Raw genomic sequence first — 13,698 nt, 5'->3', positions numbered from 1 at the left:
AAGGCGCTGGCCATCACGCTCCTCCTTAGGGTCCGCGATTATGGAAGCGGTTCCCGGCGATTACTTTGGTATACAGAATACCGCTCGTCAACGTCTGTGAGGCGTCTCGGCCCTGATGGCCTCTGGTCGACAGCTCATAATCTTTTTCTCACGCGCGCCCTGTCGAGGAACCAGCGACTGCTTCGCCGGAAAGCCCTCTGGACTCGTATCCGACCGAGTTGAGCCGCCCCCCGTCGATGGCTTCCCGGCCGTCCTTGCGAGCGCAGCGAAGCAAAGACGAAGGCACGCGAGCCAACGCGGTCGAAGACGGCTCTAGCCGACCCGACGATCGGCACGTCGACGGTCCACCGGGGCATGCGCGGCATGGTCGGTCGAGATGTCGGCCAGCATGGCGCCGATCAGGTCCATCTGATCGACGATGCCGATCAACCGGCCATCCGGCCCGACCACCGGCGCCTGATGCAGACCCGCCTGCATCATCACCCACGCGGCCTGTCCGGCAGCGGTGTTCTGTTGCAACGTCACGGCACCCGTCGTCATGACGTCGGCGACGACGCCGTGCGGAGCGCGACCGCGCTGAAGCATGAGGGCGATCCGTCGCCCGAACCCGAGGCGCGGTACCCGGCGCTCCCAGCCGATCGTCTTGTCGAGCACATCGTTCTGCGTGACGACGCCGAGCACCCGCGCGCTTTCGTCCGTCACCGGCACCATCGTGGCGCGGTTGTGGCGCAGGGTCGCCAGGGCGTCGCGCAGGGGGGTATCCGGTGCGATGGCCCGCGTGCTCCGCCTCACCAGCGCGCCGCAGGTGGTCTGGCCGGACTGGCGCAACGAGGCGTGGACCTGCGCCCGGCGCAGGATGGCCTGAAGGTCGCCGGGGTCAATGTCGATCACCTCGTCGAACTGCGCCAGTGCCGCGTCGATATCGGCCGCCGTCAGGCTCGAGCCCATCGCCGCGCCCGGTTGGCTTGGCGCTGCGGCGACATGCGGATAGCTGCGTCCGGTCAGGTTGTTGAACAGGAGCGCGCAGATCAGAAGCAGCAGCGAGTTCGCCCCAACGGGCCACAGGACGAAACCGTAGCCGAGGTCGCGGATCGCCGGGCCGCCCAGCACGGCCGTCAGCGCGACGGCGCCGCTCGGGGGGTGCAGGCAGCCGAGCAGCATCATCAGCGCGATGGCGACCGACACGGCGACCGCGCCCGCGAGCATGGCATCGCCGAGATGGGCGGCGGCGGTGACGCCGACCAGCGCGGCGACGATGTTGCCGCCGAGGATGGACCAGGGCTGCGCCAGCGGGCTCGATGGCACCGCGAAGAGCAGAACGGCGGAGGCGCCCATCGGGGCGATCAGGATGGGCAGTTCCGCGCCCGAGCCCACGGCGGCGCGGGCCACGAGGCCGGTGCAGAGCAGGCCGAGCAGGGCGCCGCTGGCCGAACGGGCACGCTCGAGAAGGCTGACTTGGGCCACGCGCGGGACGAAACGGTCTCGGAAGCGGCTCATCATCGTACCGTGTCTTCGCACCGGGGATGCGCCGCTGCAAGGGAAGGGCGGGGGCGGAGCCGCCATGGCGGCTCCGCCCCGTCACCGTGGCGCGTCGACTTGGAAGTCTTCACAGAACTCCCGTTCACCGGGAGTTCTCCCCCTGGCCTCGACGGCGCAGGGGGAGGTTCGTGAGAGGCTTTTAGACGGCCTTGGCGTCGTGCAGCTCGGCGATCTGCTGCTGCGAGTAGCCGAGCTGCGAGAGGATGTCGTTCGTGTGCTCACCGAGCAGCGGCGAGGCTTTGATGTCGACCTGAAGATCGGAGAACTTGATCGGGCTTCCGACCGTCAGGTACTTGCCGAGCTTCGGATGCGCCACCTCGACGATCGTGCCGCTCTCACGCAGCGACTTGTCCTCGGCGATCTCCTTCATGGTGAGCACCGGCGAGCACGGGATGTCGAACTTGCGCAGGATGTCGACCGCCTCGAACTTGGTCTTGTCCGCCAGCCACGCTTCGATCGTGTTGAAGATGTCGAAGATCTTGTCCTGGCGAGCGCGAGCCGTGTTGTAGGCCGGATCTTCGATCCACTCCTCCTTGCCGATCGCCTTGCAGATCGGCGCCCAGGCATGACCCTGGATGGTGAAGTAGATGTAGGCGTTCGGGTCGGTCTCCCAGCCCTTGCACTTCAGCACCCAGCCCGGCTGGCCGCCACCGCCCGCGTTGCCGCCACGTGGCACCACGTCCGTGAACTTGCCGTGCGGGTATTGCGGGTATTCCTCGAGGTAGCCGATGGCATCGAGGCGCTGCTGGTCGCGCAGCTTCACGCGGCAGAGGTTGATCACCGAGTCCTGCATCGACACGGCGACCTTCTGACCCTTGCCGGTCTTGGTCTTCTGGTGGAGCGCCGTCAGGATGCCGATGGCGAGATGCATGCCGGTGTTGGAATCGCCGAGGGCGGCAGCCGACACGGTGGGCGGGCCATCCCAGAAGCCGGTGGTCGAGGCCGCGCCACCCGCGCACTGCGCCACGTTCTCGTAGACCTTCAGGTCCTCGTAATGGTGGCCATCCGAGAAGCCCTTGACCGAGGCGAGGATCATGCCCGGGTTCAGTTCCTGGATCCGCGCCCAGGAGAAGCCCATGCGGTCGAGCGCGCCGGGGCCGAAGTTCTCGACCATCACGTCCGACTCACGGATCAGCTTCTCGAGGACTTCCTTGCCCTGCTTGGTCTTGGTGTCGAGGGTCAGCGAACGCTTGTTCGAGTTCAGCATCGTGAAGTAGAGGGCATCGGCATCGTCGATATGACGAAGCTGGTTGCGGGTCACGTCGCCCGCGCCGGGGCGCTCGACCTTGATCACGTCGGCGCCGAACCACGCGAGGAGCTGCGTGCAGGCCGGACCCGCCTGGACGTGGGTGAAGTCGATGATCTTGATGCCTTCGAGCGGCTGGGTCATTTCAGTTCCTCCCGTTGATCGAAACACTGACACCGAAAAAGACTTCGTCTTCTTAGGAAGACTTGGCCTCTCAAGACGAAATGCGCTCTTTGCTTTCGGCTTCTAAGTCCGAAATTCGCTGGCGAAGACGCTTCTCTTCGCTCCAGCGCTCGGTTTCGTCGCGGATGACGGCGACGATCCCGGTCACCACGCCGTCCTCGTCCTTGAGGAGGCCGACGGTGAAGGCGATGGACAGGCTGTGCCCGTCCTTGTGCAGGGCCGGCACGCGCAGGAGCTTCGTGCCGTACTTGGTCACCCCCGTGCGCATCGTGTTGGCATAGCCGTCCCAGTGACGGCGCCGATGGCGGTCGGGGGTGATCAGATCGAGGGGCTGGCCCAGGGCTTCGGCGCTGGTGAAACCGAAGATCCGCTCAGCGGCCGGGTTCCACACCACGATGGCGCCATCGGGATCGGACACCACGACGGCGTCTCCGACGGCATCCACAAGCCCGGACAGATCGACATCGGCGGCCATGGTGGCGCTCACGCGCGCGGCCGGACTACGATGCTCGGCTCGGTCATGGCGTTCTCTCCCTTGCTTCCTGAACGAGAGGCTCTCCCTCCCGCCGGGTGACTCGGTGATTGGTATCTGGTATGCCACATGTAGAATGGCAGTCAAGCCAGTTCTTCGCGCGACGTTGCGATGACCAGCGAGAAGGCGGACGGCATGACGCTCGCACCCAGCATCACGATCACGCAGATCGAGGCTTTCAAGTTCGTGGTCGATTTCGGCGCGGCCTTCCCGGCGCTGGAGACGGACGAGCCGGAGCCGATCGGGCTCGGGTCGGGCCCGTCACCCGAGCAATTGCTGATTGCGGGCGTGAGCAACTGCCTCTGCGCCAGCCTCGCCTTCGCGCTGGGCAAGTTCGGTCAGGACGGGCGGGGTGTCAGTGCACGGGCCTCGGCGGCGATTGTCCGCAACGCGGACAGGCGCCTGCGCATCGGCGGGATCAAGGTCGACATCACGCTCGGTGCCGCCTCCGCGTCCTTGCCACGGATCGAGCAGGTGCTCGCCCAGTTCGAGCGATTCTGCACGGTCTCGGAGAGCGTGAAGGTCGGCATCCCCGTCGCCGTGTCGGTGCGGGACGGGAACGGGGAGCGGCTTCGGTGAACGACAGGGAGAACACAATGGCAGAACACGCGCGGGACGGCGCCAGGGAGCCGGGCGAACTGGCGGCCCTGTTCAACACACGCGCCAATGCGGGCGACGTGGAGGGTCTGGTGGCGCTCTATGAGCCCGATGCGGTTCTGGCGGCGGGTGAGGTCGTCGCCACGGGCCATGGCGAGATCCGCCGGTTCTACACGGATCTTCTCGCCAGAAAGTCGGACTTCCCGCAGGCGGAGGTCTTACCCGCCCTGGTCAAGGATGGTCTCGCACTGACTTTCGCACGGCTCGCCAACGGCGTCCTGTCCGTCGAGGCGGCGCGTCGGCAGCCGGACGGAACCTGGCTCTGGGCGATCGACCAGTTGAAGATCAAGCCGCGCGGGGATGCTCCGGCTCGCTCATGAAGAAATCGACCGCGCGCCGCACGACCGCAGGGTCGTAGGCGTGCGGGCCGTCGTACTCGACATAGGTGACGTCGTAGCCCGCCTCGCGCAGCAGCGCCGCATGGGTGCGTCCGCTGCGGTCGATGGGGATCTGCTCGTCCCGCGTGCCATGCGAGAGGAACACGCGCGGCGTGCCCTCCTGCGTCTGCACGGACATGAAGCCCGCCGATGACACGATCACGTGGCTCACGAGGTCTCCGTTGGTGAGACCGAGGGAGAGAGCATAGCTTCCCCCGTCCGAATGGCCCGCGAAGGCGATGCGGCCTGGATCGAGCAGAAAATGCGAGGCGAGGGCGTTGAGCGCGTGTTCCAGGCGGTCGCGATCCGGGCCGTTGCCCGCGATGACCAGATCCCAGGTCGGATGCAGCGATTGCGGAATCAGAAGCAGGAAGCCGCGCGCCTCGGCATGGACCGCCAGCATCGGCATGATCTTCTCGGCGCTGCCGCCTCCGCCGTGGAACAGCACCACGAGGGGAACGGGTCGGCGCGGGGCGAGCCCCTGCGGCACGTAAAGCCGCGCATCGCGCTCGGCGAAGAGGCCGAGGATGTGGGTTCCCGGCGGAAGAGGATCCTCCGTCGGGAGCCGGAGCGGGACGCTGAGCCGTCCTGCGAGCTTGGGGTCGATCATGAGAGGTCCCCGTTCCGCCGTACCGTTCGGGAGTCGGGAGCGGGGATCGTTGTCCAACCCGGCTACCACGCCTGATCCCACCCACTCCCTCATCCTGAGGTGCTGCGAAGCCGCCTCGAAGGAGACCTCCAGAGATCGCTGGGAGTTCTGGAGCCCTCCTTCGAGGCCCGCCAAGGCGGGCACCTCAGGATGAGGTCAAGGGCGGGATCAATTGCTGTCTCATCCCGAACGAAGAGCTCCCCGTTACTTGCGCTTGATCACGCTCTGCGGGTTGAGGCTGCCGATATTGCCGCTCTCGCTGCCGGCGGACGGGTCGATGACCGCGTTGATCAAGGTCGGCTTGCCGGAATCCATCGCCGTCTCGACGGCGCGCCTGAGCTCGTCCGGGGTGAAGACCTGCGCGCCGACGCCGCCGAAAGCTTCCATCATCTTGTCGTAGCGGGAATCCGGCACGAAGACGGTGGTGCCGGGATCGCGACCGGTCGGATCGGTGTCGGTGCCCCGATAGATGCCGTTGTTGTTGAAGATCACGATGCAGATCGGCAGCTTGTACCGGCAGATGGTCTCGACCTCCATGCCGGAGAAGCCGAAGGCGCTGTCACCCTCGACGGCCAGGACCGGCTTGCCGGTCTCGACGGCCGCCGCGACGGCGAAGCCCATGCCGATGCCCATCACGCCCCAGGTGCCGACATCCAGGCGCTTGCGCGGCTGGTACATGTCGATGATGCCTCGGGCGAGGTCGAGGGTGTTGGCGCCTTCGTTGACGAGGATCGCGTCCGGACGCTCCTTGATCACCGTGCGCAGGGCACCCAACGCGGAATGGAAGTCCATCGGCGCGGTGTTCTTCATCAGCTTCGGGGCCATCTTGGCGATGTTGGCCTCGCGCTTGGTGCGGATCGTCTCGACCCACTCGGCCGGCGCGCCCTTCCACTCCTTGCCCATGCCGTCGAGCAGGGCGGCGACACAGGAGCCGATATCACCGACGACCGGGGCGACGATCTCGACGTTCGAGTCCATCTCGCGCGGCTCGATGTCGATCTGGATGAAGCGCTTGGAGCCCGGCTCGCCCCAGGTCTTGCCCTTGCCGTGCGAGAGCAGCCAGTTGAGGCGGGCGCCGACCAGCAGGACGACATCCGAATCCTTCAGCGCGGTCGAGCGCGCGGCGCCCGCCGAGAGGGGGTGCGTGTCCGGCAGGAGCCCCTTGGCCATGCTCATCGGCACGTAGGGGATACCGCTGCGCTCCACGAGTTCGCGGACGAGGTCGTCGGCCTGGGCATAGGCCGCGCCCTTACCCAGCACGATCAGCGGGCGCTTGGCATTCTTCAATTCGTCGAGGGCGCGGGCGATGGACGAGGGTGCGGGCAATTGCGCGGGGGCCGCGTCGATCACCTTCACGAGCGACTTCGCACCGGCTTCCGCATCCATGACCTGCGAGAACAGCTTGGCGGGCAGATCGAGATAGACGCCGCCGGGGCGGCCGGAGACGGCGGCGCGGATGGCGCGGGCGACGCCGATGCCGATATCGCAGGCGTGGAGCACCCGGAACGCCGCCTTGCACAGGGGCTTGGCGATGGCGAGCTGATCCATCTCCTCGTAATCGCCCTGCTGGAGATCGACGATCTCACGCTCCGAGGAGCCGGAGATCAGGATCATCGGGAAGCAGTTCGTGGTCGCATTGGCGAGCGCGGTGAGGCCGTTGAGGAAGCCGGGCGCCGAAACGGTGAGGCAGATGCCCGGCTTCTTGGTGAGGAAGCCCGCGATGGCCGCCGCGTTGCCCGCGTTCTGCTCATGCCGGAAGGACAGGACGCGCATCCCCTCGGCCTGGGCCATGCGTCCGAGATCGGTGATCGGGATGCCGGGCACGCCGTAGATCGTGGTGATGCCGTTGAGCTTCAGGGCATCGATCACGAGGTGGAACCCGTCCGTCAGCTCCTGAGGCGAGTAGAACTCGGAGATGGCGGCATCGGCGGCCGACGTATCGATCTTCTTCGCCAGTGCGGTAGCGGTCATTAGGGCCTCCCAGCTTTATGGTTTGGGGTCGATGCCATCACGCCCGGTCACAGGCGGAGGATGGTTGCGCCCGGCTTGTCCTGCCGGATTTGGTATATGGTATGCCAGATTTCTGGACAAGGATTTTCGAGGGTCGGGATGCGCGCCGGCCCCTCGGGTCGGCGCGCGGCCTTGCTCAGGCCAGGCGGGTCGCTTGGCCCTTCGCCGTTTCGGCAGCTTTCATCGGCTCCTCGGTGAGGTAGCGGCGACGCAGGGGCTTGAGCACGAAGATCGCCAGGGCAGCGGCCACGATGTTGAGACAGATGATCAGGGCGAAGACGGCCGACCAGCCGAAGCTCGCCGAGATCATGCTGGCGAAGGGGACGAGGAAGGCGGCCGTGCCCTTGGCGGTGTAGAGCAGCCCGGCATTGCTCGCCGCGAACTTGGACCCGAACGTGTCGCCGCAGGTGGCCGGGAACAGCGAGTAGATCTCACCGAACACCCCGAAATACACGGCCGTGGCGAGGATGAAGATGTAAGGGTTGGTGCCGAGGTTGAGCAGGACGATCATCGCCGTCGCCGCGATGCTGAAGGCGATGAACATCGTGTTCTCGCGGCCGATATTGTCGGACACCCAGCCGAAGAACGGGCGGCCGAAGCCGTCGAAGACGCGATCCAGGGAGATCGCCAGGGTGAGGGCGGTCATCTGAAGGCCGAACAGGCTGACCGGGACCCCGGCGACCTTGAAGTCATGGGCGATGGGGGCGATCTGCGCCGCCGCCATCAGGCCGCCCGAGGCGACCATGACGAACATGGCGTACATCACCCAGAAGACCGGCGTGCGCACCGCCTGCTTGGGCGTGCGGTCGACCTTGGTCTGCGGCACGCGCACGCTGCGCTTCTGCGGCGGGGCGACCGAGGACGGCTTGCGCAGCAGGAACGACAGGAGGATCACGACGAGCCCCTGGCCGATTCCGAACGTGAGGAACGCGGTCTCGTAGCCGCTCGACGCGATGGTCTTGGCGATCGGAACGACGGTGATGGCCGCGCCCGCGCCGAAGCCGGCCGCCGTGGCGCCCGCCGCGAGGCCGCGACGATGGGGGAACCACTTCAGCGCGTTGCCGACGCAGGTGCCGTAGACCGAGCCCGCGCCGATGCCGCCGATCACCGCCGCGACGTACAGCATCGCGAGAGAGTCGGCATGGGCGTTCAGCACCCAGGCGAGGGCGATCATGAAGCCGCCGAAGCAGACCACGATCCGCGGACCGTAGCGGTCGACGAACCAAGTCTCGATCGGCACCAGCCAAGTTTCCGTCGCGACGAAGATAGTGAAAGCGATCTGGATGGCCGCGCGGCCCCAGTGGTGCTTGCTATCGATCGGGTCGACGAACAATGTCCAGCCGTATTGCAGGTTGGCGATCATCGCCATGCAAAGGACGCCGAAGGCGAGCTGCCACCACTTGGCCGATTCGGCATCTTTGGGCCCATCCGGTTGGACCACCGGTGTACCCAGGGCTGGACGGTGTACCATTGGCTTCCTCCCTGGCGGCTTCTGCGAGCTCGCACGGCTGCATCCTGCATGATCTACGCAGGTATGCAATATACCAGAGGCAAGAAAGCGCGAGACCAGCACTATGGTGCCGCCGTCGGACGCGCTCCAAGGGCGCGGATCGCAGGACAATTTTGAAGGCAAGCCGGGCGTCCGGCTACGTCTGCGTCGCAGCGCGAGGGACGAAGCCATGACGATTCGGCCGGAGCGTTCTCCGGCCGGGAAGACGCGATCACAGTCGCACGAGGGCGCTATTTGCGCAGGGGAACGCCCTTGGTCGTGAAGCGCGGCGCGCCGCGGTGGGGCCGGTTCTGGCCCGCCGTCTTGCCCGCGCCGGCGCCAGTTCCGGGCGGTTGTAGAACGGCACGAGTTGATCCGGCCGGGGGCCGATCAAGTCGGCCCGGCCCATCTCGCGCAGGGCTTCGCGGAGGATCGGCCAGTTTTCGGGATCGTGGTAGCGCAGGAAGGCCTTGTGCAGCCGCCGTTGGCGCATCCCCTTGATCGCCTCGACAGGCTCGCTGTCGCCGCGCCGTACGCCCCGCAGCGGGTTGATCTCCGTGTGATACATGGCCGTGGCCGTCGCCATGGGCGAGGGCAGGAACGTCTGCACCTGATCGGCGCGATAGTCGTTCTTCTTCAGCCAGAGCGCGAGGTGCATCATGTCCTCGTCGGTCGTGCCCGGATGGGCCGCGATGAAGTACGGAATCAGATAGTACTTCTTGCCGGCCTGCTTGGCCGCTTCGTCGAACATCTCCTTGAAGCGGTCGTAGGTGCCGATCCCCGGCTTCATCATCTTGTCGAGGGGGCCGCGCTCGGTGTGCTCGGGAGCGATCTTCAGGCGACCGCCGACGTGATGGGTCACGAGCTCCTTGACGTATTCGGGGCTCCTGACCGCGAGGTCGTAGCGCACGCCGGAGGCGACCATCACCTTCTTGACGCCCTTCACCTCGCGAACCTTCCGGTACAGCCGGATCAGGTCGTCGTGAGAGGTGTTCAGGTTCGGGCAGATATCGGGGAAGACGCAGGACGGCAGGCGGCATGCCGCCTCGATCTTTGGGTCCTTGCAGGCCATCCGGTACATGTTGGCCGTCGGCCCGCCGACATCCGAGATCACGCCCGTGAAGCCGGGGGTCTTGTCGCGGATCTTCTCGATCTCCTTCAGGATCGAGCCCTCCGAGCGGTTCTGGATGACGCGTCCCTCGTGCTCGGTGATCGAGCAGAAGGTGCAGCCGCCGAAGCAGCCGCGCATGATCGTCACCGAGAACTTGATCATGTCCCAGGCGGGGATCTTCGCGTCCCCATAGGACGGGTGCGGAGCCCGGGCGTAGGGCAGGTCGTAGACCGCATCCATCTCCTCGCTGCTCAGCGGGATCGGCGGCGGGTTCAGCCACAGGTCGCGGTCGCCGTGGCGCTGGACCATGGGGCGCGCATTGCCGGGATTGGCTTCCCGGTGCAGCACGCGGGAGGCGCGGGCGTAAGCCTCCTTATCGTCCTTCACCACCTCGTAGGCCGGCAGCCGGATCACGGTATCGCCGGGTTTGCGCGAGGCCGCCTCGTCCGTCGACTCGAGATCGTCGGCCGGAAGCTCGGTGTAATGGGCGGGCACGCGGCGGAACAGGGCGACGCCCCGGATCGAATCGAGCTCGTGCGGCGCCTCGCCCGCCGCCATGCGCTGGGCGACCTCGACCACGGCGCGCTCGGCATTGCCGTAGATCAGCAGATCCGCCTTCGCATCCGCCAGGATCGAGCGGCGCACCTTGTCGGACCAGTAATCGTAATGGGCGATCCGGCGCAGCGACGCCTCGATGCCGCCGAGCACGACCGGCACGTCCTTGAACGCCTCACGGCAACGCTGCGTGTAGACGATGGTACAGCGATCCGGCCGCTTTCCGCCTTCGCCGCCCGCCGTATAGGCGTCGTCGTGGCGGAGCCGCCGATCCGCCGTGTAGCGGTTCACCATCGAATCGAGATTGCCGCCGGTCACGCCGAAGAACAGCCGCGGCTTGCCCAGCGCCTTGAACGGCTCGGCCGACTGCCAATCCGGTTGGGCGATGATGCCGACCCGGAAACCCTGCGATTCGAGCAGGCGGCCGATGATGGCCATGCCGAAGCTCGGGTGATCGACATAGGCGTCGCCCGTCACGAGCACGATGTCGCAGGCGTCCCACCCTAGCGCCGACATCTCGGCGAGGCTCATCGGCAGGAACGGCGCCGCCTTTCCGAAGGCAGGCGGACGGCAGGTGAGGGCCGACACGGGTTGTTCGGCGTGAGTGCGGATCTCCATCGGCCATCCATAGGCCGCCGGGAGCGCGATCTCAACGAAGGGCAGGGTTGCCTGTCGAGACTATAGAGATCCCGGCCGTGCGCGATGATACGCACGTACCATCATCCTAACATAAATTTTGGAACCGCCTTGCGCGCAACCTGTTCTTGCGTCGCTGCCGTTTGGGCAGCGGCGAGACGACAGGGCGAAGCGAGCCGTGACCGCGGGCGTCGACAGGCATGAACTCCGGCAGATCATCGCCGGGTTGAGCGAGGGAGTGATCCTGGTCGAGCCCGACCAGACCATCGCCTACGCCAACGAAGCCGCACTCGCGATGCATGGGGCGGGCAGCCTCGCCGAACTCGGGCCTACGGTCGATGAGTACCGCGAGCGATTCTGCCTGCGCTACCGCAACAACGTCACCCCGAATCACTACCCGATCGAGCGGGTCGTGGCGGGCGAGAGGTTTCACGATGTCGTGGTCGAGGTCCGGCGCACCGACCGGCCCGAGCAGGACTTCGTGCACAGCCTGCGCAGCCTCGTCGCGACCGACCGCGACGGCAAACCGAGTTGCCTCGCCCTCATCCTCAAGGATGTCACCGACCAGTTCGAGGCGGAGGACCGGTTCGAGGCGACCTTCAACGCGAATCCGGCTCCCGCGATCATCACCCGGCTGTCGGACCTGCGCCACCTCAAGGTGAATACCGGCTTTCTGGAGATGACCGGCTTCACCCGCGACGCCGTGATCGGGCGCAGCGTCTACGAGATCGACGTGCTGGCCGAAGCGCGCAACCGCGACCTCGCCATTTCGCGTCTGAAGGAAGGCGGCACCATCCCGCAGATGGAGGCGTGCCTGCGCACCCCCGACGGAGGCAGCCGCTTCGTCATCGTGGCGGGCCAGCCGATCGAGATGGGTGACGAGCCCTGCATGCTCTTCACCTTCGCCGATCTCGAACTGCGCCGAAAAGCCGAGACGGCCCTTCGCCAAAGCGAGGCGCGCTTCGCCAAGGCGTTCCGGATGACGCCGGTCCCGACCGTGCTGGCGCGCGGCAAGGATTCGCGGATCACGGGTATCAACGAGGCCTTCACCCGCGTCTTTGGCCTGGGCGAGGACCAGGTCCTGGGGCGCAGCCTCGACGAGGCCAATCTCTGGGCAAACGACGCCCAGCGGCTGGAGATCGAGGCGGCGCTCGACAGGCAGGGCTACGTGCTCGGCGCCGAGGTGTGCCTGCGACGCGAGGACGGAGCAAACCTCGACTGCCTCGTCTCGGCCGAACGCATCGAGATCGACGACGACTCATTCCTGCTGCTGGTGATGCAGGACATCACCGACCGCAAGCATTCCGAGCGCGAACTGTTCGACGCCATCGAGACGGTCATGGCCGACACCTCGTGGTTCAGCCGTGGGCTGATCGAGAAGCTCGCCAACCTACGCAGACCCGATCCGGGGCGGACGGACGCCGCCGTGCTCAACCTGACCGTGCGCGAGCGCCAGATTCTGAACCTGATCTGCTCGGGGCTGGACGACGCGGCGATCGCCCGCAAACTCGACCTGTCGCGCAACACCGTGCGCAATCATGGGGCCGCTCTCTATCGCAAAATAGGCGTCCACAAACGCAGCGAGGCAGTGGTCTGGGGACGAGAAAATGGCTTCCCCCTGCAATCGACCGGAACAAAATGATCTTATTACCAGTATAGATTGCTCATTGAAGACCAAGATCGCCGCCTCATCTTCCGCTCGGTCCATGGTTTCTCGAACGCGATGGAGCACCCATGCCCGAAGACAGGAGTTCGACTTCCGCCGAGCATCTCAAGGGCTCGGTCAAGGAGGCGCTCGGCAAGCTCACCGGCGATGCCGGGATCGAGGCTGAAGGCCGGCGGCAGAAGCGCGACGCCAACGCCTCCGAAGCTTCGAAGGCGGCGCAAGACGCCGGGCAAGCCTCCGGGACCAAGCCTTCGCGCTCGGCCCGGGACTGACGCGGGTTTCACGGGACGCGCCGAACCGGGCGCCACCCCATCACACACCACACCGACAGGAGAACGACATGGTTGATACGGATCGGATCACGGGTGCCGCCAAGGAATTCGGTGGCAAGGTGCAGGGCGCGGTCGGCGACCTGACCGGCTCGAAGCATGACCAGGCCGAGGGCCGGGCTCGCGAGGCCGCCGGCAAGGCCGAGAACCTCTACGGTCAGGCCAAGGACACCGTCCGCGATGCGGCCGAGACCGTCGCCGACACCGCTCGCGACATCGGCGGCCGCATCCGCGACACGGTGGGCGGTTTCGTCGGCTCCGACGATGTCGAGGATCGCGCCCGCCGCGCACAGGGTGCCGCCGAAGACCATTACGACCGTGCCCGTCGCTCCGTCCGCCGCGCGGCGGACGACGCCTACGACTACGCCGAGGATGCCTACGATCGCGGCTCCCGCGCCCTGCGCCACAGCCATGGCGGCGTGAGCGGTCAGGTCGCCGAGTACCCGCTCGCCTCCCTGCTCATCGCCGGTGCCGTCGGCTTCGGTCTTGGCCTGCTCGTGAACGCGACCCGCGACTGAGCCCACGCCCAAGACCTGTGAACAACCAAATCCCGGAGTAGAAACGTGAGCACCATCCAGACCACCGGTTCCCCCCTGGCCACGGAGGCGCATGCCGACACCCGTGCCGTGCTGCTCAACCAAGTGTCCTGGGGCGCCATCTTCGCGGGCGCCGTCACCGCCCTGGTGACGCAGGTCGTCGTCAACCTCGTCGGCGTCGGC

General features: G+C 66.5%; 12 protein-coding genes and 1 pseudogene. 6 read left to right on the top strand and 7 right to left on the bottom strand.

Annotated elements, in window-relative coordinates; all coding sequences use genetic code 11:
- Window positions 1–312: 312 nt before the first annotated feature.
- From J4O73_RS14550 to J4O73_RS14540, 3 genes are all read right to left on the bottom strand, one after another.
- Window positions 313–1,500, bottom strand: coding sequence for an HPP family protein (locus J4O73_RS14550; RefSeq protein WP_426218411.1), 1,188 nt, complete (start codon window positions 1,498–1,500; stop codon window positions 313–315).
- A gap of 178 nt (window positions 1,501–1,678) precedes the next feature.
- Window positions 1,679–2,929 (bottom strand): formyl-CoA transferase, encoded by a 1,251-nt coding sequence (gene frc / locus J4O73_RS14545; protein ID WP_426218409.1) that lies wholly within the window; start codon window positions 2,927–2,929, stop codon window positions 1,679–1,681.
- A gap of 70 nt (window positions 2,930–2,999) precedes the next feature.
- Window positions 3,000–3,443 (bottom strand): PAS domain-containing protein, encoded by a 444-nt coding sequence (locus J4O73_RS14540; protein ID WP_426218954.1) that lies wholly within the window; start codon window positions 3,441–3,443, stop codon window positions 3,000–3,002.
- A gap of 192 nt (window positions 3,444–3,635) precedes the next feature.
- Between J4O73_RS14540 and J4O73_RS14535 the strand changes: the two genes are divergently transcribed.
- Both J4O73_RS14535 and J4O73_RS14530 read left to right on the top strand, forming a co-directional pair.
- The gene (locus J4O73_RS14535; RefSeq protein ID WP_426218952.1) at window positions 3,636–4,079 is read left to right on the top strand and encodes an OsmC family protein; all 444 of its coding nucleotides are present in this window, start codon (window positions 3,636–3,638) and stop codon (window positions 4,077–4,079) included.
- A 17-nt stretch (window positions 4,080–4,096) separates the two neighbouring features.
- Window positions 4,097–4,477 (top strand): hypothetical protein, encoded by a 381-nt coding sequence (locus J4O73_RS14530; RefSeq protein ID WP_426218407.1) that lies wholly within the window; start codon window positions 4,097–4,099, stop codon window positions 4,475–4,477.
- Here J4O73_RS14530 and J4O73_RS14525 read toward each other — a convergent pair.
- From J4O73_RS14525 to J4O73_RS14510, 4 genes are all read right to left on the bottom strand, one after another.
- Complete coding sequence (locus J4O73_RS14525; protein WP_426218405.1) at window positions 4,443–5,144, bottom strand: alpha/beta hydrolase; 702 nt, start codon at window positions 5,142–5,144, stop codon at window positions 4,443–4,445. The two genes, J4O73_RS14530 and J4O73_RS14525, sit on opposite strands and share 35 nt — an antisense overlap.
- 243 nt (window positions 5,145–5,387) lie before the next feature.
- Window positions 5,388–7,154 (bottom strand): oxalyl-CoA decarboxylase, encoded by a 1,767-nt coding sequence (gene oxc / locus J4O73_RS14520; RefSeq protein ID WP_426218404.1) that lies wholly within the window; start codon window positions 7,152–7,154, stop codon window positions 5,388–5,390.
- 175 nt (window positions 7,155–7,329) lie between these two features.
- Window positions 7,330–8,664, bottom strand: a complete 1,335-nt coding sequence (oxlT, locus tag J4O73_RS14515; protein WP_426218401.1) for an oxalate/formate MFS antiporter — start codon at window positions 8,662–8,664, stop codon at window positions 7,330–7,332.
- 250 nt (window positions 8,665–8,914) lie between these two features.
- Window positions 8,915–10,966, bottom strand: a complete 2,052-nt coding sequence (locus J4O73_RS14510) for a YgiQ family radical SAM protein (RefSeq protein ID WP_426218399.1) — start codon at window positions 10,964–10,966, stop codon at window positions 8,915–8,917.
- A 196-nt stretch (window positions 10,967–11,162) separates the two neighbouring features.
- Between J4O73_RS14510 and J4O73_RS14505 the strand changes: the two genes are divergently transcribed.
- The 4 genes and pseudogenes from J4O73_RS14505 to J4O73_RS14490 form a co-directional block, all read left to right on the top strand.
- Complete coding sequence (locus J4O73_RS14505) at window positions 11,163–12,626, top strand: helix-turn-helix transcriptional regulator (RefSeq protein WP_426218397.1); 1,464 nt, start codon at window positions 11,163–11,165, stop codon at window positions 12,624–12,626.
- Between the two features lie 92 nt (window positions 12,627–12,718).
- Window positions 12,719–12,922 carry a CsbD family protein gene (locus tag J4O73_RS14500; protein ID WP_426218395.1) on the top strand — a complete coding sequence of 68 codons (204 nt, stop codon included), beginning with the start codon at window positions 12,719–12,721 and terminating at the stop codon, window positions 12,920–12,922.
- A gap of 68 nt (window positions 12,923–12,990) precedes the next feature.
- Window positions 12,991–13,497: a CsbD family protein gene (locus J4O73_RS14495; protein WP_426218393.1), complete on the top strand. Its 507-nt coding sequence runs from the start codon at window positions 12,991–12,993 to the stop codon at window positions 13,495–13,497.
- A 45-nt stretch (window positions 13,498–13,542) separates the two neighbouring features.
- Window positions 13,543–13,698 (top strand): annotated as a pseudogene (locus tag J4O73_RS14490) (PhnA-like protein); the annotation flags it as partial.

Source organism: Methylobacterium sp. NFXW15, assembly GCF_049887755.1.
In the GTDB taxonomy this organism is placed as follows: Bacteria; Pseudomonadota; Alphaproteobacteria; order Rhizobiales; family Beijerinckiaceae; genus Methylobacterium.
This window is presented reverse-complemented; position numbering and strand designations above follow the sequence as displayed.

Coding starts and splice junctions, on each gene's coding strand:
- J4O73_RS14550 (WP_426218411.1), bottom strand. CDS start 1,500: ATGATGAGCCGCTTCCGAGACCGTTTCGTCCCGCGCGTGGCCCAAGTC.
- frc (WP_426218409.1), bottom strand. CDS start 2,929: ATGACCCAGCCGCTCGAAGGCATCAAGATCATCGACTTCACCCACGTC.
- J4O73_RS14540 (WP_426218954.1), bottom strand. CDS start 3,443: ATGGCCGCCGATGTCGATCTGTCCGGGCTTGTGGATGCCGTCGGAGAC.
- J4O73_RS14535 (WP_426218952.1), top strand. CDS start 3,636: ATGACGCTCGCACCCAGCATCACGATCACGCAGATCGAGGCTTTCAAG.
- J4O73_RS14530 (WP_426218407.1), top strand. CDS start 4,097: ATGGCAGAACACGCGCGGGACGGCGCCAGGGAGCCGGGCGAACTGGCG.
- J4O73_RS14525 (WP_426218405.1), bottom strand. CDS start 5,144: ATGATCGACCCCAAGCTCGCAGGACGGCTCAGCGTCCCGCTCCGGCTC.
- oxc (WP_426218404.1), bottom strand. CDS start 7,154: ATGACCGCTACCGCACTGGCGAAGAAGATCGATACGTCGGCCGCCGAT.
- oxlT (WP_426218401.1), bottom strand. CDS start 8,664: ATGGTACACCGTCCAGCCCTGGGTACACCGGTGGTCCAACCGGATGGG.
- J4O73_RS14510 (WP_426218399.1), bottom strand. CDS start 10,966: ATGGAGATCCGCACTCACGCCGAACAACCCGTGTCGGCCCTCACCTGC.
- J4O73_RS14500 (WP_426218395.1), top strand. CDS start 12,719: ATGCCCGAAGACAGGAGTTCGACTTCCGCCGAGCATCTCAAGGGCTCG.
- J4O73_RS14495 (WP_426218393.1), top strand. CDS start 12,991: ATGGTTGATACGGATCGGATCACGGGTGCCGCCAAGGAATTCGGTGGC.